A 21363-nucleotide genomic window follows, 5' to 3' on the forward strand; every position below is an offset into this window, starting at 1 on the left:
AGCGAACGCGTCGATCTCTCGTAAGGTTTGGGCCGTGGGATCACTGCGCAATCCGGTCGGGCCGCTTCCCTCCTCCATCTACTGGCGACGGAGGGCCGTACTGCTGTCCGTGTTCGCCCTGTTGGCGTTGCTGGTCCTGTGGGTGACGACGTCGGGCGGAGGCGGCGGAAAGAACGGCGCCGACGGGGGCGGCGGCAAGAACCCCGCGTCCTCCATCACGCCGGGGCCGTCCGGGTCGGGGCCCGCGATCAGCCAAAAACCGGGCGGGCGGGACGAGTCGAGCGCAGGGGCCACCAGTGGGTCCGGATCGGGAACCGGGTCCGGTGCGGGCTCGGGCGGCGGCGCGGGAACCGGTGGCTCGGACGGCGGATCGGCCGGCTCGGGCGAAGTCGACGACGGCGCCAACGGCAGCGCGAGCGGCGGTGGTGGCATCGGGGGCGACGGCGGCACGGCCACGACCCTGCCGGCCGGGACGACACTGCCCAACTGCACGGCGAGCGCCGTCACGTTGACGTTGCGCAGCGTCCGCAACGCGTACTCGCCGGACGAGACCCCCGTCGTCCGGCTGACGGCCAGGAACAGCTCGGCGAGCGACTGCAAGGTCGATCTGGGCCCGAAGGCCGCGGTGTTGACGATCACGAAGGCGGACGGCGACGACGACTACTGGTCGTCCGCGGACTGTCCCAAGGGAGCCGGAAGCCTGCTGTACCGGGTGCCGGCCGGAAGCAGCTTCACGTACACCCTCAAGTGGGACCGCAAGCCGAGCGCGCCGCAGTGCGCCACGCCTCCGGCGGGGACGGCCGGAGCGGGCACGTACCTGGTGGAGGCCAAGGCCCCGGGGTTCGCGAAGGCGCAGACGTCCTTCGTGCTGAAGAGCGACTGAGGCGCGTCTGAGAGGTCTGAGAGGTGTGAGGGCGTCTGAGGCGACCGAAGCGCCTCGATGACCGGGAAGACCCGGGAAGACCCGGGAGACCGGGAGACCGGGGCGCTCGGAGCGATCGACGGGCCTCCTGGTTGCGTGCCGGGCCGTCTCGTCCGCTGTGGGTCGCTCGGTGGCCCGGCGCGCCGGACAGGTCGGAGGCAGGCGTGCCGAACCCCTAGAGCAGGCCAGATCAGGCCGGTCGGTCAGTCAGGCGGACCGGGCGGAGGGGGTGCGGTCGCAGGGGCGGTCAGGCCGACCGGTCAGACGTACCGCTCCAGGATCGACGACTCCGCCAGCCGGGACAGGCCCTCGCGGACGCTCCGGGCTCGCGCCTCGCCCACGCCGTCCACCGTCTGCAGGTCGTCGACGCTCGCGGCGAGGAGTTTCTGCAGGCCGCCGAAGTGCTCGACCAGGCGGTCGATGATGGCGCCGGGGAGGCGAGGCACCTTCGCCAGCAGGCGGAAGCCGCGCGGGGACACCGCCGAGTCGAGCGCCTCGGGGGAGCCGGTGTAACCCAACGCGCGGGCCACGGTGGACATTTCGAGCAGCTCGGCGTGGGAGAGCGCGTTCAGCTCGTAGAGCGCCTCGTCGACCGTGCGGGAACGCTTGGCCGTGGGCTCGGGCACGTAGTCGCGGACCACCAGCTCACGCTCCGGCTCCACGCCCGCGATCAACTCGTCGAGCTGAAGGGCGAGCAGGCGCCCGTCCGTGCCCAGTTCGACCACGTATTCGGCGATTTCGGTGGCGATGCGGCGGACCATTTCCAGGCGCTGGGCCACCGCGGAGACGTCCCGGACCGTCACCAGGTCCTCGATCTCCAGCGCTGACAACGTCCCCGCGACCTCGTCCAGACGGAGCTTGTAGCGCTCCAGGGTGGCCAGTGCCTGGTTCGCGCGGGACAGGATCGCCGCGGAGTCCTCCAGGACGCGGCGCTGTCCGTCGACGTAGAGGGCGATCAGGCGCATGGACTGGGAGACCGAGACGACCGGGTAGCCGACCTGCTTGCTGACCCGGTCCGCCGTGCGGTGCCGGGTGCCCGTCTCCTCCGTGGGGATCGTGGGGTCGGGCACCAGCTGGACGCCCGCCCGGAGGATCTTCGACAGGTCGGAGGAGACCACGATGCCGCCGTCGAGTTTGCACAGCTCGCGCAGCCGCGTGGCGGCGAACTCCACGTCGAGCACGAACCCGCCCGTGCACATGGCCTCGACCGTCTTGTCGGAGCCCAGCACGATGAGCCCGCCGGTGTTGCCGCGGAGGATTCTCTCCAGGCCGTCGCGCAGGGCCGTGCCGGGAGCCACCGCGCTCAGCGCGGCACGCATCAGGCCGTCGGCACCGGAACTCCCACCGGACTTTCCGGGAGCTGCCGCCCGGTCGTTGGCTGCCACTGCACTCCTCCGGTCACAGGTCTGGGACGCCCCCGTTTCGCGCACTCGTTTCGTACGGACGGGCGAGACCAGGGCAAAGTCTACCGGCGGTCCTCCGACTCCTGTGGGGCGTCTCGGCGACGGGAGCGCGGCAGGACCCGCAGGGCGTCCCCCATGTCCGCGACTTCCAGGACCTTCATGCCCGCCGGGATCCTGCCCGGGTCGCTCGGCACGAGCGCGTGGGTGAAGCCCAGACGATGGGCCTCGGAGAGTCTGCGCTGGACGCCCGTGACCCTCCTGACCTCGCCTGCGAGGCCCACTTCGCCGATCGCGACGAGGTTCTTGGGCAGCGGGGTGTCGCTCGCGGCGGAGGCCAGGGCGAGGGCGATCGCCAGGTCCGCGGCGGGCTCCGAGAGCTTCACACCGCCGACCGTGGCCGAGTAGATGTCCCGTTTGCCGAGCGCGCTGATCCTGCCGCGCTGTTCCAGAACGGCCAGCATCATGGAGACGCGGGAGGTCTCCAGGCCGGACGTCGTGCGCCGGGGGGAGGGGATCTGGGAGTCCACGGTGAGCGCCTGCACTTCGGCGACCAGGGGGCGGCGGCCCTCCAGGGTGACCGTCAGACAGGTGCCCGGGACCGGTTCGTCACGGCGGGTCAGAAAAAGTCCGCTCGGGTCCGCAAGGCCCGTAATGCCCTCGTCGTGCAGTTCGAAGCAGCCGACCTCGTCGGTGGCGCCGTAACGGTTCTTGACGCCCCGCACCAGACGCAGCCGCGCGTGCCGGTCGCCCTCGAAGCTCAGGACGACGTCCACGAGGTGTTCGAGGAGGCGGGGACCGGCGATCGCGCCGTCCTTCGTGACGTGGCCCACCAGGAGCGTGGACATGCCGCGTTCCTTGGAGGCGCGGATCAGGGCCCCCGCGACCTCGCGGACCTGGGCCATGCCGCCGGGCGCTCCGTCGATCTCCGGAGAGGCCACCGTCTGCACCGAGTCCACGATCAGCAGGGACGGTTTCACGGCGTCCAAGTGGCCGAGGACGGCCGCCAGATCGGTCTCCGCCGCGAGGTACAGGTGGTCGTCGATGGCGCCGATGCGGTCGGCGCGCATCCGGACCTGGGATGCCGACTCCTCGCCCGTCACGTAGAGGGTGCGGTGTTCGTCGCTCGCCGACTTGGCCGCCACGTCCAGCAGCAGCGTCGACTTGCCGACGCCGGGCTCGCCGGCCAGCAGCACCACGGCGCCGGGCACGAGCCCGCCGCCGAGGACGCGGTCCAGCTCGGACACGCCGGTGGGGCGGGCGGTGGCCTGACGGCCGTCGACCTGGCCGATGGGCACCGCGGAGGTGGTGACCCGGCCGGGCGCCGTCGTGCGGACCGCGGGCGCGCCGTACTCCTCGACCGTCCCCCACGCCTGGCACTCGGGGCAGCGGCCGAGCCACTTGGCCGTCTGCCAGCCGCACTCCGTGCAGCGGTAGGACGGTCGGTCCTTGGTGGTCTTCGTACGGGCAGCCATGGGGAAACCGTAGCCGCCGCCACTGACATCAGCCGGACGCGCCCGTGAACGGCCCGGGCTCTCCGGGGGCCTGCGCCGCGTCCCGCTGCCGCCCCTCCGCCGCCCGCGCGCGGGGGCGTGCGCCGCGGAGAGGAGCGCCACCCCCTGTGATCCGTCCGCGCCCCGTCACGAACGAGCCATGGGACCCCCCTCCACTGTCCCCTTATGAGGGATCGTTTCACCCATACGGATTAAAAGGACTCAAGGGACAAGTAGACCGCGTTCCGCGCCGCCTACGGTCGCACGGGTGATGAGCAGCAGCCCGGAAACCTCAGCCCGCACGACCGGCGCGCACCGGGCGCACCGGGAGGCGCGCGACATCGCTGCGGCGCGCACGCTCGCGCAGCGGCCGCCCGCGCGCTACGAGCCGTACCTGGACGGCCTGTTCACCTACTGTCTGTCCGTCCTGTGCGACCACGACGCGGCCACCGCCGCCCTCGGGGACGCCCTGGCGTTCGCGGAACGGCGCGGCCAGCGGATGCCGGACGCGGCGGGCGACCTCCGGGCCTGGCTGTACGCGCTGGCCCGCTGGGCCTGTCTGCGCAAGCTCACCGAGGCCAAGCAGAGACGTCGGAGCACGCACGCCGCGCGACGCGAGGGCGGCCGCCGCCCGCCGACCGGGAAGCACGCGACGTCCCCGTCCCCGTCCCCGTCGACGTCCCCGTCGGTCCCCTCGGTGGTCTCGGCGTCCCCGGCGTCCCCGGCGTCCAAGACGCCCACGACGCCCGCAGCTCCGAACGGCGCCGCCTCTTCCGTCTCCGCGCCCCCCACGCCCTACGCGCCCTGCGCCTCCTCGGTTTCCTCCGTTCCGCCTGCGTCACCCGTCTCCGACGAGCTCCAGGAGCAACGGCGGCGCGAACTCGCCCAGCTCGCCTGGCCGGAGGCCGCCGGCACCTCCCCGGAACAGCGCGAGGCGCTGGAGCTGGCCGTACGCCACCACCTGGCCGCGCACGAGGTCGCCGCCGTGCTCGGCAGGGATCCCGCCGCGGCCCGCGAGCTGCTCGCCTCCGCCGCCTGCGAGGTCGAGCGCACGCGCGCGGCGCTCGCCGTCGTCGAGTCCGGCGGCTGTCCCGGCGTGAGCCGCCTCGCCGGCGAGAACCAGCTCGTCCTCAGCGCCGCCCTGCGCCGCGAGCTCGTCCGGCACGTCGACGACTGTCCGCACTGCCGCCGAGCCGCCGAGCGCGCCGTTCCCGGCCGCTGGCCCGGCGCCGGCGTCACCCCCGCCGAGCTGCCGATCCTGGAAGCGCCCCGCGCGCAGCTGCACGCTGCCATGGCCCGGCCCTCCCGCGCGCGGGGGGTCGCCGTGCCGCGCTACGACCGGCGCGGCTTCCCGATGGACCCCAAGGACCGCGCAGCCCGCCGGGAGCGGCTGCGCGCGCGTGCCGTCACGACGACCGTCGTCGCCACCGTCGTCGCCGCCCCCGTGATCGCGCTGTGGGCGGCCTGTCGCGGCACGCCGACGGGCGAGGGGGTCGAGGGCCGCCCGGCCAGTGCCGGCGAGGCGCATGGCCCCGGCAGCCTCGACGGCGGGGCGGGGGGCGGCTACGAGAACGCCGGGAACGTCAGCACCCGCCCCGGCGCCGATCCGTCCAGGGGCGGCGAACAGGACGTCTCCGTGGAGGTCGTCAGCGTCGGCGGGCTCGGCCGCGGCGCTTCCGGCCTGCTCTCCGTGGCGGCCGTCACCAGGGGCGACACCACCCTCATCACCCTCGCCGCGTCGCCGGAAGCGGAGGAGTCGATCCGCTGGTCGGCGACCACCGTGGCTCCCTGGCTCTACCTGAGCCGTTCCACGGGCGCGCTGAAGCCGGGCGAGTCGGCCACGGTCAGGGTCTATGTCGACCCCCTGCGCGAACCCTCCGGGCACTGGCACGCGCGCGTGGCGATCGCCCCGGCGGGCGCCGTCGTCTCCATCGAGGGCTACGGCACCGCCCCCGCCCCGTCGCGCCCCGGGGACGGCCACGGTCACGGTCCGGGCTCCGGCGGCCCGCCGCCTTCGTCCGGCCCGGAGCCGACCCGGACGGCCCCGCCCTCCGCGGACCCCACCCCGACGGCCCCGCCCGCCTCCTCCGACCCGGATCCCACGCCAGGCGACCCGTCCCCGTCCGTCCCGGACAGCCCGTCCCCGAGCGCCGACGGCGACCCGCCGAGCCCGGCGACGCCGTAGACAGCGTCGTCAGGCGTAGTCATGAGTCGCCGGGTGTGTCGTCGGGTGTGTCGTCGGACGTCACGCCGGCGACGGGCTGGTCACAGGCTCAGCCGACCGGCTTCCCCGGGCCGACCGGGCCGACCGGGTTCACGGGATCGACCGGGTCCGCCGGATGCGGCGCCAGCAGGGGCAGCTGTGCGGCGAGGCGTTCCTCACACAGCTCGACCAGGCGGTCGTAGCCCGCCTTGCCCATCAGCTCGGTCAGCTCCGGGCGGTACGACACGTACACCGGGTCGCCCGCGCCGTGCGCCGAGGTGGCCGAGGTGCACCACCAGTGCAGGTCGTGGCCGCCCGGCCCCCACCCGCGCCGGTCGTACTCGCCGATGGACACCTGCAGCACGCGCGTGTCGTCGGGCCGGTCGATCCAGTCGTACGTGCGCCGCACCGGCAGCTGCCAGCAGACGTCGGGCTTGGTCTCCAGCGGCTCGCGGCCCTCGCGCAGGGCCAGGATGTGCAGCGAGCAGCCGGCGCCGCCCGCGAACCCCGGACGGTTCTGGAAGATGCAGGAGCCGTTGAACGGGCGGGTCTGGCGGGAGCCCTCCTCGTCCTGCGAGACCCAGCCGCCGCGCTCGCCCTCGTCATGGTGCTGCCAGATGTCGGGGGTGAGCCTCGCCACATGTCCGGCGACGCGCTTCTCGTCGTCCTCGTCGGAGAAGTGGGCGCCCAGCGAGCAGCACCCGTCGTCCGCGCGGCCCGCCTGGATGCCCTGGCAGCCGCTGCCGAAGATGCAGTTCCAGCGCGAGGTCAGCCAGGTCAGATCGCACCGGAAGACCTGCTCGGCGTCGGCCGGGTCCGGGAACTCCACCCACGCGCGGGCGAAGTCGAGGCCCTTCTCGTCGGCGGCCACAGCCGTCGCCGCCAGGTCCTTCCCCGACTTCTTCGGTGGCTTCACCGGCTTCGCCCGCGAAGCGCCGTCGGTGGGCTTGTCGGCGGTTTTGTCGGCCTTCGCCTTGTTCGTCTTTGGCACCCGTCCAGGGTAAGTCGCCGGGGCCCGCTCCGGGGACGTCGCCGGCAGCCCGGCCACCGCCTCCGCGACAAGGCGTTTCGCCCCGCACAACCTGGATCGCCCGGTGGGCAGTAGCGTTCCCTGCATGAGACTCGGTGTCCTCGACGTGGGATCGAACACGGTGCATCTGCTGGTGGTGGACGCACACCCGGGCGCGTGCCCGCTGCCCGCGCACTCGCACAAGGCGGAGCTGCGCCTTGCCCAACTCCTCGACGAAGACGGGGCGATCGGCCCCGAGGGCGTCGACAAACTGATCGCCGTCGTCAAGGACGCCCTCCAGGCCGCCGAGGACAAGGGCGTCGAGGACCTGCTGCCGTTCGCCACCTCCGCCGTGCGCGAGGCCAGCAACGCCGACGACGTCCTCGCGCGCGTGCAGGCCGAGACCGGCGTCGAGCTCCAGGTCCTCTCCGGCGCCGAGGAGGCCCGGCTGACGTTCCTCGCCGCCCGCCGCTGGTTCGGCTGGTCGGCCGGAAAGCTGCTGGTCCTGGACATCGGCGGCGGCTCCCTGGAGATCGCGTACGGCATCGACGAGCAGCCCGACGCGGCCGTCTCGCTGCCGCTCGGCGCGGGCCGGCTCACCGCGGGCTGGCTGCCCGGCGACCCGCCCGCCCCCGAGGACATACGAGCGCTGCGCCGCCATGCCCGCGCGCAGATCGCCCGCACGGTCGGCGAGTTCGCCCGCTTCGGCGCCCCCGACCACGTGGTCGCCACGTCGAAGACCTTCAGGCAGCTCGCCCGCATCGCCGGCGCCGCCCGCTCCGCCGACGGCCCGTACACCCAGCGTCAGCTCAAGCGCGAGTCCCTGGAAGCCTGGGTGCCCCGCCTGGCCGGGATGACGTCGGCCCAGCGTGCGGCGCTCCCCGGCGTCTCGGAGGGCCGGGCGAGCCAGCTCGTGGCGGGCGCGCTGGTGGCCGAGGGCGCGATGGACCTGTTCGGCGTCGAGACGCTGGAAGTCTGCCCGTGGGCGCTCAGGGAGGGCGTCATCCTGCGCAAGCTGGACCACATGGCGTCCACGTGAGCGACGCGACGTGAGCGACCAGAGGGACCTGGGGGACCTGGGGGACCTGGGGACCTCTGGGGGAGAGGGCGTGAGTGATGTGACGGATGTGACGGAGGTGACAGCGTGCCGGACGCGCCGACGTGGCGGGCAGGGCGCCGAGAACGCGCGTACGGCGGCGTGAGGGCACGTCTGCGCGCGGTCGTGCGGGGCGCGGGTGCCCCGCACTCACCCGATCCCACCCCGTAACCTGTCCCCCATGGCAGAGCCAGTCGTGCGGATCCCGGATGCGAAGGTCGCCCTGTCGACTGCCTCGGTCTATCCGGAGTCGACGGCGACGGCCTTCGAGATCGCCGCACGCCTCGGGTACGACGGCGTCGAGGTCATGGTCTGGAACGATCCCGTCAGCCAGGACATCGACGCGCTGCGCAGACTCAGCGACTTCCACCGGATCCCGATCCTCGCCGTGCACGCCCCCTGCCTGCTCATCACGCAGCGGGTGTGGTCGACCGACCCGTGGACCAAGCTCCAGCGGGCCAGAGCGGCCGCGGAGAGGCTCGGCGCGAGCACCGTCGTCGTCCACCCGCCGTTCCGCTGGCAGCGCCAGTACGCGCGCGACTTCGTCACCGGCATCTGGCGGATGGCGGACGAGACGGACGTGCGGTTCGCCGTGGAGAACATGTACCCGTGGCGCTACCGCGACCGCGAGATGCTCGCGTACGCGCCCGACTGGGACGTCACGAAGGACGACTACCGGCACTTCACGATCGACCTCAGCCATGCCTCGACGTCCCGCACGGACGCGATGCAGATGGTCGACCGCATGGCCGACCGTCTGGGCCACGTCCACCTCGCCGACGGAAACGGTTCGGCCAAGGACGAGCACCTGGTCCCCGGCCGCGGCTCCCAGCCCTGCGCCGAACTGCTGGAGCGGCTCGCGCTGACCGGTTTCGACGGGCACGTCGTCATCGAGGTCAACACCAGGCGCGCGATGTCCGGCGCGGAGCGGGAAGCGGACCTGGCGGAGGCACTGGCCTTCGCCCGCCTGCACCTCGCGTCGGCTTCATCGCCGTCGGCCTCGGCCTCGTCGTCGCCGCAGTCGGCCGCCTCCCCGTCGTCCGGTCCGTCTGCTTCGCCACCGTCGCCCCCGCCGTCCCCGTCGTCCGCCTCGTCCGCCGTGTCTTCGTCGTCGGCCCGGCGCCGGGCGAAGGCGCCCCGCCGATGACCGGCGTCACCGCCCGGGGGCGCGGCCGTCCCCCGCGGGCCGAGTCGGCCGACACCCGGGACCGCATCCTGACCGCCGCCCGCGAGGAGTTCTCCGAGCGGGGCTACGACAGGACGTCCGTGCGCGGGATCGCCAAGGCGGCCGGCGTGGACCCGGCGCTGGTCCACCACTACTTCGGCACCAAGGAGCAGGTCTTCGCTGCCGCGATCGAGGTGGCCTTCGCGCCCGCGCTGAACGCGCCGACAGCGGTCGCCGACGGGCCGCAGGACCAGGTGGGCGAACGCCTGGCCCGCTTCATCTTCGGCGTCTGGGAGAACCCCACCACCCGCAAGCCGCTGCTGGCGATCGTGCGCTCCGCCGTGAACAACGACACCGCGGCCGCCGTCTTCCGCCGTCTGGTCGCCTCGCAGCTGCTGCGCCGCATCGCCGACCAGCTCGACCTGCCGGACGCCGAGCTGCGCGCCGAGCTGGCCGCGGCGCAGCTGGTGGGCTGCGCGATGCTGCGATACGTGATCAAGGTGGAGCCGCTGGCCTCGGCGGACGTGGAGCAGATCATCGCGCGGGTGGCGCCGGTGGTGCAGGGGCACCTGACCGGACCGTGACGGACCGGGCGCCTGACCGGACCATGACGGACCGGGCGCCTGACCGGACCGTCGCGGCCACCGAAGCCGAGACACGCGTCCCGCATTCCGGACACGTCGTCCCGCCCCCTGGATGACCGGCGTACGCTCACCAGTAGCCCCATCCGTCTGAAGGAGCGAGCGACGATGCCCGAGCTGAGGTCCCGCACAGTCACCCACGGACGCAACATGGCGGGCGCCCGCGCCCTTATGCGCGCCTCCGGTGTACCCGGTGCGGACATCGGCCGGAAGCCGATCATCGCGGTGGCGAACAGCTTCACCGAGTTCGTGCCCGGCCACACGCACCTCCAGCCGGTCGGCCGGATCGTCAGCGAGGCCATCCGGGAGGCCGGCGGCATCCCGCGCGAGTTCAACACCATCGCCGTCGACGACGGCATCGCGATGGGCCACGGCGGCATGCTCTACAGCCTGCCCTCGCGCGACCTGATCGCGGACAGCGTGGAGTACATGGTCGAGGCGCACTGCGCCGACGCCCTGATCTGCATCTCCAACTGCGACAAGATCACTCCGGGCATGCTGAACGCGGCCCTGCGGCTGAACATCCCCACGGTCTTCGTCTCCGGCGGCCCGATGGAGTCCGGCCGCGCCACGCTCGTCGACGGCACGGTCCGCACGCTCGACCTGGTCGACGCGATCTCCGACGCCGTCAACGACAAGATCTCGGACGAGGACATCCTCCGCATCGAGGAGAACGCCTGTCCGACCTGCGGCTCCTGTTCCGGCATGTTCACCGCAAACTCGATGAACTGCCTGACCGAGGCCATCGGCCTGTCCCTCCCCGGCAACGGCTCGGTCCTGGCCACCCACACGGCCCGCAGGGCGCTGTACGAGGACGCCGGCCGCACGGTGATGGGCATCACCCGCCGCTACTACGAGCAGGACGACGAGACGGTCCTGCCGCGCAACATCGCCACCATCGCGGCCTTCGAGAACGCCATGGCCCTCGACATCGCGATGGGCGGCTCGACCAACACGATCCTGCACCTCCTCGCCGCCGCCCAGGAGGCGGGCGTCCCGTTCGGCCTTGAGGAGATCAACGAGGTCTCGCGCCGTGTGCCCTGCCTGGCGAAGGTGGCGCCCAACGTCGCGAAGAACCGCACGTACTACATGGAGGACGTGCACCGCGCCGGCGGAATCCCCGCCCTGCTCGGCGAACTGCACCGTGCGGGCCTGCTCAACGAGGACGTGCACGCCGTCCACAGCCCGTCCCTCGGGGACTGGCTGAAGACGTGGGACGTCCGCGCTGGTTCACCGTCCCCCGAGGCCCTGGAACTGTGGCACGCGGCCCCCGGCTGCGTCCGCTCCGCCGAGGCCTTCTCCCAGTCCGAGCGCTGGGAGGCGCTGGACGAGGACGCCGAGGGCGGGTGCATCCGCTCCGCCGAGCACGCCTACAGCAAGGACGGCGGCCTCGCCGTCCTGCGCGGCAACCTCGCCGTCGACGGCTGCGTGGTCAAGACGGCCGGCGTCGACGAGTCGATCTGGACCTTCGAGGGCCCGGCGGTCGTCTGCGAGTCGCAGGAGGAGGCCGTCGAGAAGATCCTCAACAAGCAGGTGACCGACGGCGACGTCGTCGTCATCCGCTACGAGGGCCCCAAGGGCGGACCGGGCATGCAGGAGATGCTGTACCCGACGTCCTTCCTCAAGGGCCGCGGCCTGGGCAAGACCTGCGCGCTGGTCACCGACGGCCGCTTCTCCGGCGGCACCTCGGGCCTGTCGATCGGCCACGCCTCGCCGGAGGCGGCGTCCGGCGGCACGATCGCCCTGGTCGAGGACGGCGACCGCATCCGCATCGACATCCCGAACCGCACGATCGAGCTCCTCGTCGACGACGCCGAACTGGCGCGGCGCGAGGCGGCCCTCGGCGGCGTCTACGCCCCGAAGAACCGCGAGCGCAAGGTGTCCGCCGCGCTGCGCGCCTACGCCGCGATGGCGACGAGCGCCGACAAGGGCGCGGTGCGGGACGTGTCGAAGCTCGGCTGACGTCCGCCCGGCGTCCCTCAGGGGCTCTTCCGCCGGACCTCATTCGCCAGGGCCGTCTGCGCACCGCGCAGACGGCCCTGGCGTGTCTGCGGCCTCGGCCACCCGCCGGCCGGTGCCGATCCGGATACCGAGACCGACACCGGACCGGTGCGGACGCCTACGCCTACGTCTCGTCCACGTCTACGCCGTCTGCGGGATGCGGCGGTGTCTCACCAGCCCGCCGGATCCCGCCCGTCGACCGCGAAGACGGTTCCGTCGGGCGCGCCGGCGTAGACCCGGCCGCCGACCGCCGCGGGCGCGGGCAGTGTGGCCACCACCCGGTCCGAGTGGGCGCCGAGCCGCAGCGTCGTCTGACCGAGGAGCCTGCCGTCGTCCGCGTCGACGGCGAGGAGACGGCCGTCGGCGGCGCTGAAGTAGACGTGCCCGCCGTCGGAGGCCGGCGCCGAACCCCGGCTCACGGCCGTCTGCAGGGACCACACCTGCTGCCCGGCGGCCGTGTCGACGGCCGCCAGCGTCCCGTCGAAGGCCAGCAGGTACACCCGGTCCCCGTGCACCGCGGCCTGAGCCTCCTGGAGCGTGATGCCGAGCGGCACCCGCCGCGCCGCCCCGTCCGCCGGGTCGTAGCGGACCACGGCGTCGACCGTGCCGTAGGCGTCGCCCTGGGACAGCAGGACCGCGCTGCCGGCGGTGGTGCCCACCAGCCTGAGCGCGCCGCCGAGCCGTGCCTTCCAGCGCACCTTGCCCGTGGCGGGGTCCACCGCCGTGATCCGGGTGTGGCCGTCGTCAGAGACGCTCGCCGCGTACGCCAGCGGATCCCCGGGGAACGTCGTGAAGTACGGCTCGTTCAGTCCCGGGATCAAGCGGCTCCAGATCTTCTCGCCCGTCGTCGCGGACACGCCGGTGACCGTCTTGTCGGCCGCGGTCAGCAGCAGGGTGTCGCCGACGGCGCGCAGACTCCCGTACCCCGACAGGTCCTGCTGCCAGCGCGTGGCGCCCGACGCCGGGTCCAGCGCCTCGACGAGCCTGCCCGAGTGCGTGACCACCAGCGCCAGACCGCCCGCGAGCACGGGCGCCTCGCTGGGCCGGTCTCCGTCGGCGAGCGCATGCCGCCACAGCACGCGCCCGTCGTCGGCGTCCAGCGCGGACACCAGCCCCGACTGCGCGCAGAGCAGCCGCTTCGCGGCGGACGCGCACAGCGGCATGCCGCCCGTTCCGGCGGCACCCGCCCCCTTGCCCGCCTTGGCCGGCCGGGTGCTCCAGGGGCTGAAGGCGGGCGACGCCGAGTGCGAGCCGGCCGCGCCTCCCCGCACGCCACGGCCCGCGTCGTCGTGGCCCAGCAGCCGCGTGACGCCGAGCGCGCCCCCCGCGAGGACGACGACCAGCGCGCCGGCCGTGAACGCGACCCGCCCGCGCCGCCCCCGGAGCCCGGACCGGACCCGCGCCCACCGCCCGGGCCGCTTGTCCGTCTCTCGCACGGCCTCCTCGTCCACCCGCTCGGACTCGGCCCCCGACGGCTCATCAGGAGCCACCGGAACCACTGGAGCCGCTGGAGCCACCGGAGCAGCTGAAGCGTCCGGAGCAGCCGAAGCGTCGGAAGCCCCCGGAGCGGCCGAAACCGGCGGCCCCGCCGCGTCTCCCGTGCCCGCCGGATCCGTCTCGCCGCCCCAGAGGGACCGCTGCGCCGGTATGAACGACTGTGTGTCGTACGACGCCGCCACCGACCGCAGCTCGCGCATCAACTCGTCCGGAGTGGGCCGGCCCTCGGGCTCCTTGGCCAGGCAGCGCGAGACCAGCGGCGCGAGGTTGTCCGGCACGCCGGTCAGATCCGGCTCGTCGTGCACCACCTGGTAGGCGACGACGTAGGGGCTGTCGGAGTCGAACGGCCCGCGCCCGGTCGCCGCGTGCACCATCACCGACCCGAGCGCGAAGACGTCGGCGGCAGGCCCGACCTCCCGCGGCCGACGGAACTGCTCCGGCGCCATGAAGGGCGGTGTGCCGATCAACTTGCCGGTCTCGGTGCGAAGTTCGCTGTCCTTCGGCCGGGAGATGCCGAAGTCGATCACCTTCGGCCCGTCCTCGGCGAGCAGCACGTTGCTCGGCTTGAGATCCCGGTGCACGACCCCCACGCGGTGGATGTCACGCAGTGCTTCCGCCAGCCCGGCCATCAGCCGCCGCAACTCGCCCGAGCGCATGGGGCCGTTCCGCTTCACGTGCTCGGCGAGGGTCGAGCCGGGGATGAACAGAGTCGCCATCCAGGGCCGTTCGGCCTCCGGGTCGGCGTCGACGACGGGCGCGGTGAACGCCCCGCTCACTCGCCGAGCCGCGGCCACCTCCTGCCGGAAACGGCCCCTGAACTCGGGATCCAGGGCGAACCGGGCGTGGACGACCTTCACCGCGACCTTCATCCCGGAGGTGCTGTGGGCCAGGTGCACCACGCCCATGCCACCGGAGCCCAGGCATTCGCGCAGGCGGTAGTGGCCGGCGTATTCCGGAAGTTCCGCTTCCGCGCCCGCCCCGGTGTTGCGCTGTGGCGACATGGACCACCCCCGTGCTGTTCAAACCGCGCGCGCGACCCACGGAGCCTAATCGATGACTCGTACGGGACAGAGACGGCTTGCCAGCCTCCGTGTACGAATTCTGCACATGTGTTTCATTGCGGATCTCGGGGGAATCAACGTGTCCCCATGGCAGTCATGGGGTCCGACGGGGGAGGTTTTTTCATGTCTGTGGACCGTGTGGAAAAGGTCGAAAGCACCGAAAGTACCGAAAGCACTGAAAGTTCCGAAAGTGCCGGAACCGCGGCGGCCGTCACGACGGTGGCCATCGACTACTACCCGGTCGCCCCGGGTGTCCGGCTGAACGTGCGCAGCGGCCCGGGCACCGGCTACTCGGTCGTCAAGGTCCTGGCCGAGGGCGTCCAGGTCCCGATCTTCTGCCAGACGCCGGGCACTTCGGTCTCCGGCCCGTACGGCACGTCGAACATCTGGGACAACATCGGTGGCGGCCAGTTCGTCTCGGACGCGTACGTGCACACCGGCAGCGACGGGTACGTCGCCTCGCGCTGCGCCTGATCCGACGCCGGCGGGCTGCCCGGAGCCCCCCACCGGAGGTTTCGGGCAGCCCGCCACCGGGGGTTCCCGGCAGCCCGCCCGGGAGCGCGTGTCCACCCGGAGCCATAATCGTCCCGTGAGCGACGAAAGCGGCACCCCGGACACCTCCGCGGACGCCCGGAGCGCCTCGAGCGCCCCGAGCGCTTCGACCGGCCGGGCGGCCGGGAGCCCCGCCGCCGGCACCGGTCCGGTGTCCGGACCCCGCCCGGAGCCGCTCGGCTTCTTCGGCACCACCTGGGTCGACCACGACCCCGGCCCCCGCGGCTACGCGGTCCGACGGGTCGCCGCGGCCGTGGGCTCCCTCGCCGCGGCCGCCGTCTCCTGCCTCGTCCTGCGCCTCGCCTACCAGGGCATCGCCATCGCCGGCCTCGGCGGCTTCGTGACCCTCCTGGTCGTCGTGATGTTCGCCGTCTGCAGCGCCCTCGCCTTCCGTCACACCTGGGACGGCTTCGCCAAGCGCCCTGACCCCGACCGCCAGGCATCCCTGCGCGGCCTGCTGGCCATCGGCTTCGTGGGCTCGCTGCTCGCCTACTTCTTCCGCACCTTCACCGAGGCCCCCGGCGAGAGCCTGCACCGCAAGGAATTCGAAGAGGCCCGTCGGCGCCACACCCAGCGCACCAGCCGCCGCACGGGCAACCCCTCGAAGAAACGCCGCACCGGCTGACGCCCACGCTGCCCGTCCTCTCCGTCGGGCCCGGCCTGCCGCCCCGGCCGGCCCCGGCCGAGCCGGTCCCCGCGCCCCGGCCGGGTCCGGTCCCGACACCCCCCCGACTCCCTCTGGGCTCGGGATCGTCAATTCCTTCCCGTCCGCGCCCACCCCCCGCGAGCATGGCCCCATGACGGTCTCCTCCCACGCGGCCCGAGCCCACTCCTTCAACTCCGCCGCTGCCCAGTACGCCGCCAACCGCCCCTCCTACCCGAGCGCCCTCCTCGACGCGATCGAGGAACTCGCCGGCCGCCCCCTCGCCGGTGCGCGGGTCGCGGACGTCGGGGCCGGCACCGGCATCTCGACCGCTCTCCTGCACGCTCGCGGCGCGGACGTCGTCGCCGTCGAGCCCGGGGAGGGCATGGCCGCGCAGTTCCGCCGCGTCCTCCCCGACGTGGCGGTCGTCCGGGGCGACGGGAACAGCCTCCCGCTGGCCGACGCCTCCCTCGACTTCCTCACCTACGCCCAGTCCTGGCACTGGACCGACCCGGCCCGCGCGGTCCCGGAAGCCCTGCGCGTGCTGCGTCCGGGCGGGGCGCTGGCCCTCTGGTGGAACACCGACGCGCCGGACGTGCCGTGGCTCGCCGAGCAGGGCCGGCGCATCGCACGGCACTTCGGGGCGGGCGTCCCCGTCGCCGACCGGAACGTGAGCGCTCGTACCGTCGACCCCTCGGGCCGCCTGGACCCGGTCCGCCGCGAGGTCCGCTGGAGCCGCCGCGTTCCGGTCGACACGCACCTGGCCAACATCGGCAGCCACTCGATCTTCCTGGTCCATGGCGACGAGGCGACCGCGGCCTTCCTCGCCGAGGAGCGCGAGCACCTGACCCGGGCCTTCCCCGACGGACTCGTCGAAGAGGTCTACGACGTCGTCCTGCTGCTCGCGACCACCACCTGACCTCCTCCCCTCCAGCCACTCCCACCTGCCCCCTCCCGCGCGGCGGCCCCCCTCCAGGGTCGCCGCGCTCGTGTGTTCCCCACGGCCGTGCCGCTTGACGCCGCACCGCCTCGCGAGCATTATTCATCACATGATGAATTTCAGGCCCGGCTCCCGCCCACCCGACCGGGAAGCGCGGGAATCCGAGAAGCAGAGCCCGCGCGGGACCGCCCCCGGAATCCGCGGAGGCTCCGGAGCTCCCGGAGGCTCCGCAAGCACCCAAGGCTCCGGTGGCCACGGCGACCCCGCCGAGGCCGCCGCGCCCGCCGTACGAGCCCAGGACCTCAGCGTGGTCCGCGGTCCCCGCACCGTTCTGCGCACCCTCGACTTCACCGTCCCCCGCGGTCAGATCACCGGTCTCCTGGGCCCCTCCGGCTGCGGCAAGTCGACCCTCATGCGCGCCGTCGTCGGCACCCAGGCGAAGGTCACCGGCACCCTGGACGTCCTCGGCCGACCCGCCGGCCACCCCGCCCTGCGCACCCGCATCGGCTACGTCACCCAGGCCCCCTCCGTCTACGACGACCTGACGGTCCGCCAGAACCTGGACTACTTCGCGGCGATCCTCGACCCGGGCCGGGCCGCAGCGGACCGGCGCCACGAGAACGTCACCCGCGCGATCGCCGACGTCGACCTGACCACCCACGCCGACGCCCTGGCCGGCAACCTCTCCGGCGGCCAGCGCAGCCGTGTCTCCCTGGCCGTCGCCCTCCTCGGCACACCGGAGCTCCTGGTCCTCGACGAACCCACCGTCGGCCTGGACCCCGTCCTGCGCCGCGATCTGTGGAACCTCTTCCACGACATCGCCGAGACCCGGGGCGCGACGCTCCTGATCTCCTCCCACGTCATGGACGAGGCCGAGCGGTGCCACCGCCTTCTCCTCATGCGCGAGGGCGGGATCCTCGCCGACGCCACCCCCGACGCCCTGCTCACCCGCACCGGCGCCGACACCGTCGAGGCGGCCTTCCTGCACCTGGTGGACGCCGCCACGCAGACGGCCCGAGAGAAGGAGAGCACCCGATGAGCACACAGACGTCGCCCACCCCGTCCGCCGCGTCCCCCGCGACCGCGCCTCCGGCCCCCGCCGGCGGCCTGAACGTCTCCCGCACCACCGCCACCGCGGCCCGCGTCCTGCGCCAACTGCGCCACGACCCCCGCACGATCGCGCTGCTGATGCTCGTCCCCTGCCTGATGCTGTTCCTGCTCCGCTACGTCTTCGACGGCAGCCCCCGCACCTTCGACAACATCGGCGCGTCCCTCCTCGGGATCTTCCCGCTGATCACGATGTTCCTGGTGACCTCCATCGCCACCCTGCGCGAACGCACCTCGGGCACCCTCGAACGCCTCCTCGCCATGCCGCTGGGCAAAGGGGATCTGATCGCCGGCTACGCCCTGGCCTTCGGAGCCCTCGCGATCGTCCAGTCGGCCCTGGCCACGGCCCTGGCCGTGTGGTTCCTCGACCTCGACGTCACGGGCAGCCCCTGGCTCCTGCTCCTGGTGGCCCTCCTGGACGCGCTGCTCGGCACGGCTCTCGGCCTCTTCGTCTCCGCCTTCGCGGCCTCGGAGTTCCAGGCCGTCCAGTTCATGCCGGCGGTGATCTTCCCCCAGCTCCTGCTGTGCGGCCTCTTCGCCGCCCGCGACACCATGCACCCCGCCCTGGAGGCCGTCTCCGACGTCCTGCCCATGTCCTACGCCGTCGACGGCATGAACGAGGTCCTCCGGCACACGGAGATGACGGCGACCTTCGTCCGGGACGTCCTGATCGTCGCCGGCTGCGCCCTCCTGGTCCTGTTCCTCGGAGCGGCGACGCTACGACGCCGAACCCCCTGACCCGCCGCCCACCCCGGCCCGGAACCCGGCCCCGGCCCGGAACCCGGCCCGGAACCCGTCCGCCCACCGGACATCCGGACCCACCCCCCACCCCCGGTGCGAGGATGACCCCGGACGACGGACGACGCACCCCCGGAGGACCCTCCCGCCATGACCCAGAAAGTCGCAGTCCTCGGCACCGGCAAGATCGGCGAAGCTCTCCTCAGCGGCATGATCCGAGGCGGCTGGGCCCCGGCCGACCTCCTGGTCACCGCCCGCCGCGCCGAGCGGGCCGAGGAACTCCGCGCCCGCCACGGAGTCACCCCTGTCACCAACGCCGAGGCCGCCAAGACCGCCGACACGCTGATCCTCACGGTCAAGCCGCAGGACATGGGCGCCCTCCTCGACGAGCTCGCCCCGCACGTCCCCGCCGACCGTCTGGTCATCAGCGGCGCCGCCGGCATCACCACCGCCTCCATCGAGGAGCGTCTCGCCGCCGGCACCCCGGTCGTCCGCGTCATGACGAACACCCCCGCCCTCGTCGACGAGGCCATGTCCGTCATCTCCGCCGGCACCCACGCCACCGCCGACCACCTCGCCCACACCGAGGAGATCTTCGGCGCGGTCGGCAAGACGCTCCGCGTCCCCGAGTCCCAGCAGGACGCCTGCACCGCCCTCTCCGGATCCGGCCCGGCGTACTTCTTCTACCTGGTCGAGGCGATGACGGACGCGGGCATCCTGCTCGGCCTGCCCCGCGACAAGGCCCACGACCTGATCGTCCAGTCCGCGATCGGCGCCGCGACGATGCTCCGCGACAGCGGCGAGCACCCGGTCAAGCTCCGCGAGAACGTCACGTCCCCCGCGGGCACGACCATCAACGCCATCCGGGAACTCGAGAACCACGGCGTCCGGGCCGCCCTCATCGCCGCCCTGGAGGCCGCCCGCGACCGCAGCCGCGAACTGGCCGCAGGCAAGAAGGACTGACCCTTCCATCGCCCGGCGCACCGGTTTCGGCAGCGAGGTCACGAGGCGCCGGCACTTCGCCTCGCGCCTCGCCGCCCGCCCCGCGCCTACCGCGCCGCGTTCAAGGCCCCCTCCTCCCCGGACCCTGCCCCGGACTCAGGCCCGGATTCCGCCCCGGATTTCGCCCCGGACTCCTTCAGAGGCGGAAGCAGCCCGATCGCGCGATAGGCGTCGTCGACGACGGGCCGGGCCATGGCCCTCGCCTTCTCGGCCCCGTCCCGCAGCACCCGCTCCACATAGCCGGGGTCGGCACACAACTCCTGATGACGGGCCCGCAGCGGCCGCAGAACCTCCACCACGGCATCGGCCGTGTCCTTCTTCAGATCCCCGTACGACGTGTACGCGGCGCTCAACGCCTCCGGATCCCCGCCCGTGCACGCCGCGAGGATCTCCAGCAGATTCGCGACCCCGGGCCGCCCCGCACGGTCGTACACGACCTCCCGCCCGCTGTCGGTGACGGCACGCATCACCTTCTTGCGGACGACGTCCGGCTCGTCCAGCAGATAGACGATCCCCGGGCCGAAGTCGTCGCTCTTGCCCATCTTCGACCCCGGCTCCTGCAGGTTCATCACCCGCGCCGCCACCGCGGGAAGAGTGGCCTTCGGCACGACGAACGTGTGCCCGTACCGCTGGTTGAACCGCATCGCCAGATCCCGCGCCAGCTCCACGTGCTGCGCCTGGTCGTCGCCGACGGGCACCTCGTCGGTCGCGTAAGCCAGGATGTCCGCCGCCATCAGCACGGGGTACGTCAGCAGGGAGAGCCGCACGCTGCCCCCACGCTCCCGCTCGCGCGCGGCCTTCTCCTTGTACTGGATCATCCGACGCATCTCGCCGTCCGTGGCCACGCACTCCAGCAGATACGACAACCGCGCGTGTTCGTCCACATGGCTCTGGACGAACACGGTGCACAAACGGGGGTCCAGCCCCGCCGCCAGCAACAGCGTCGCCGCCTGCCGGCTCAGCCGACGCACCCGCGCCGGATCGTGCTCCACGGTCAGCGCGTGCAGATCGACCACGCAGAACAACGAGTCCGCCCGGTGCTGGTCGACCTCGGCCCACTGCCGGAGCGCTCCCAGGTAGTTCCCCAGCGTCAGGTGCCCGGTCGGCTTGACCCCACTGAAGACCCGCTTCATCTCTCCGCCTCCTGGTCGAGACCGCCGCCCCGGCCGGCCGGTCCCCTGAAACCCTGGAGGGAGATACGAGAACGGCCGCCGAAGCGGCGGCCGTTGAGTGCATACGTGAGCACGGCCGCCGTCAGGCGGCCCACCACAGCTGGGTGCACGTACGCGTAGTCATGCCCGTCAGGGTACGCCTCAGGGATGCCGTCGGGACATGAGTTGACACACCCTGATCGCGTACGTAGTGTTCTCCGAGTTGTCCGACGTGAGCGCCGACTCCGGTCGGTCCCCGGACAGCCATTCCGCAGGTACTCACCACTTCTCGACGTGCAGTCCATTCGTCTGCCGTCGCGTCGACAGGCGTGTGTATTCGCGAAATGAGGAATCCGCGTTCGAAAGGGCGCAGGCCCCGATTGGCTTCGGAGGCCGGGAATCCGCTAAAGTCTCACTCGTCGGAACGGCCCAACAGCCGGGAAGGCAACCCCCCTCTGACGGGGAATCAGCGCCGAAAGGATCTGATAGAGTCGGAACCGCCGGAAAGGGAAACCGCGAAGCAAAAGCGGGAACCTGGAAAGCACCGAGGAAATCGGATCGGAAAAAGATCTGATAGAGTCGGAAACGCAAGACAGCAAGACCGAAGGGAAGCGCCCGGAGGAAAGCCCGAGAGGTTCGGGTGAGTACAAAGGAAGCGTCCGTTCCTTGAGAACTCAACAGCGTGCCAAAAATCAACGCCAGATATGTTGATACCCCGTCCCCGGCCGTGAAAGCCGAGGAT

The 21363-nt window shown here is 72.7% G+C and carries 17 protein-coding genes; 12 read left to right on the top strand and 5 right to left on the bottom strand.

Annotated features, from left to right (window positions below; translation table 11 throughout):
* Window positions 1-34: 34 nt before the first annotated feature.
* Entirely contained in the window at window positions 35-883 is an 849-nt protein-coding gene (locus IE239_RS13405; protein WP_190149486.1) for a hypothetical protein, read from the top strand.
* 299 nt (window positions 884-1182) lie between these two features.
* Here IE239_RS13405 and disA read toward each other — a convergent pair whose 3' ends face one another.
* Both disA and radA read right to left on the bottom strand, forming a co-directional pair.
* Window positions 1183-2307, bottom strand: coding sequence for a DNA integrity scanning diadenylate cyclase DisA (gene disA, locus IE239_RS13410; RefSeq protein WP_069773158.1), 1125 nt, complete (start codon window positions 2305-2307; stop codon window positions 1183-1185).
* 80 nt (window positions 2308-2387) lie between these two features.
* Window positions 2388-3797, bottom strand: coding sequence for a DNA repair protein RadA (gene radA / locus IE239_RS13415; RefSeq protein WP_190149487.1), 1410 nt, complete (start codon window positions 3795-3797; stop codon window positions 2388-2390).
* A 289-nt stretch (window positions 3798-4086) separates the two neighbouring features.
* Between radA and IE239_RS13420 the strand changes: the two genes are divergently transcribed.
* Window positions 4087-6000 (top strand): hypothetical protein, encoded by a 1914-nt coding sequence (locus tag IE239_RS13420; protein WP_373308090.1) that lies wholly within the window; start codon window positions 4087-4089, stop codon window positions 5998-6000.
* Between the two features lie 88 nt (window positions 6001-6088).
* Here IE239_RS13420 and IE239_RS13425 read toward each other — a convergent pair whose 3' ends face one another.
* Entirely contained in the window at window positions 6089-7009 is a 921-nt protein-coding gene (locus tag IE239_RS13425) for a DUF3109 family protein (protein ID WP_373308091.1), read from the bottom strand.
* A 124-nt stretch (window positions 7010-7133) separates the two neighbouring features.
* Between IE239_RS13425 and IE239_RS13430 the strand changes: the two genes are divergently transcribed.
* The 4 genes from IE239_RS13430 (at window position 7134) to ilvD (ending at window position 11891) form a co-directional block, all read left to right on the top strand.
* Complete coding sequence (locus IE239_RS13430) at window positions 7134-8066, top strand: Ppx/GppA family phosphatase (RefSeq protein WP_190149489.1); 933 nt, start codon at window positions 7134-7136, stop codon at window positions 8064-8066.
* Window positions 8067-8304: 238 nt separating this feature from the next.
* Window positions 8305-9270, top strand: coding sequence for a sugar phosphate isomerase/epimerase family protein (locus IE239_RS13435; RefSeq protein ID WP_229878068.1), 966 nt, complete (start codon window positions 8305-8307; stop codon window positions 9268-9270).
* On the top strand, window positions 9267-9872 hold the full coding sequence (locus IE239_RS13440; RefSeq protein ID WP_190149490.1) for a TetR/AcrR family transcriptional regulator: 606 nt from the start codon (window positions 9267-9269) through the stop codon (window positions 9870-9872). Before IE239_RS13435 ends, IE239_RS13440 begins: the two co-directional genes overlap by 4 nt.
* Before the next feature lie 165 nt (window positions 9873-10037).
* Entirely contained in the window at window positions 10038-11891 is a 1854-nt protein-coding gene (gene ilvD / locus IE239_RS13445; RefSeq protein WP_190149491.1) for a dihydroxy-acid dehydratase, read from the top strand.
* A 209-nt stretch (window positions 11892-12100) separates the two neighbouring features.
* On the opposite strand, the gene IE239_RS13450 is transcribed toward ilvD, so the two are convergent.
* On the bottom strand, window positions 12101-14428 hold the full coding sequence (locus tag IE239_RS13450; protein ID WP_190149492.1) for a serine/threonine-protein kinase: 2328 nt from the start codon (window positions 14426-14428) through the stop codon (window positions 12101-12103).
* Window positions 14429-14611: 183 nt separating this feature from the next.
* On the opposite strand from IE239_RS13450, the gene IE239_RS13455 reads away from it, so the two are divergent.
* The 6 genes from IE239_RS13455 (at window position 14612) to proC (ending at window position 19431) form a co-directional block, all read left to right on the top strand.
* Window positions 14612-14962 carry an SH3 domain-containing protein gene (locus IE239_RS13455; protein ID WP_190149522.1) on the top strand — a complete coding sequence of 117 codons (351 nt, stop codon included), beginning with the start codon at window positions 14612-14614 and terminating at the stop codon, window positions 14960-14962.
* A gap of 115 nt (window positions 14963-15077) precedes the next feature.
* Complete coding sequence (locus tag IE239_RS13460) at window positions 15078-15665, top strand: EamA/RhaT family transporter (RefSeq protein WP_373308092.1); 588 nt, start codon at window positions 15078-15080, stop codon at window positions 15663-15665.
* A gap of 172 nt (window positions 15666-15837) precedes the next feature.
* Complete coding sequence (locus IE239_RS13465) at window positions 15838-16602, top strand: class I SAM-dependent methyltransferase (RefSeq protein WP_190149493.1); 765 nt, start codon at window positions 15838-15840, stop codon at window positions 16600-16602.
* A gap of 133 nt (window positions 16603-16735) precedes the next feature.
* Complete coding sequence (locus IE239_RS13470; protein ID WP_373308094.1) at window positions 16736-17662, top strand: ABC transporter ATP-binding protein; 927 nt, start codon at window positions 16736-16738, stop codon at window positions 17660-17662.
* On the top strand, window positions 17659-18468 hold the full coding sequence (locus tag IE239_RS13475) for an ABC transporter permease (protein ID WP_190149494.1): 810 nt from the start codon (window positions 17659-17661) through the stop codon (window positions 18466-18468). The genes IE239_RS13470 and IE239_RS13475 overlap by 4 nt, the downstream gene beginning before the upstream one ends.
* Before the next feature lie 150 nt (window positions 18469-18618).
* Window positions 18619-19431 carry a pyrroline-5-carboxylate reductase gene (gene proC / locus IE239_RS13480; RefSeq protein WP_190149495.1) on the top strand — a complete coding sequence of 271 codons (813 nt, stop codon included), beginning with the start codon at window positions 18619-18621 and terminating at the stop codon, window positions 19429-19431.
* 86 nt (window positions 19432-19517) lie between these two features.
* Here proC and trpS read toward each other — a convergent pair whose 3' ends face one another.
* On the bottom strand, window positions 19518-20603 hold the full coding sequence (gene trpS, locus IE239_RS13485) for a tryptophan--tRNA ligase (RefSeq protein ID WP_190149496.1): 1086 nt from the start codon (window positions 20601-20603) through the stop codon (window positions 19518-19520).
* Window positions 20604-21363 lie beyond the last annotated feature (760 nt).

The organism is Streptomyces humidus (assembly GCF_014649655.1).
In the GTDB taxonomy this organism is placed as follows: Bacteria; Actinomycetota; Actinomycetes; order Streptomycetales; family Streptomycetaceae; genus Streptomyces; species Streptomyces humidus.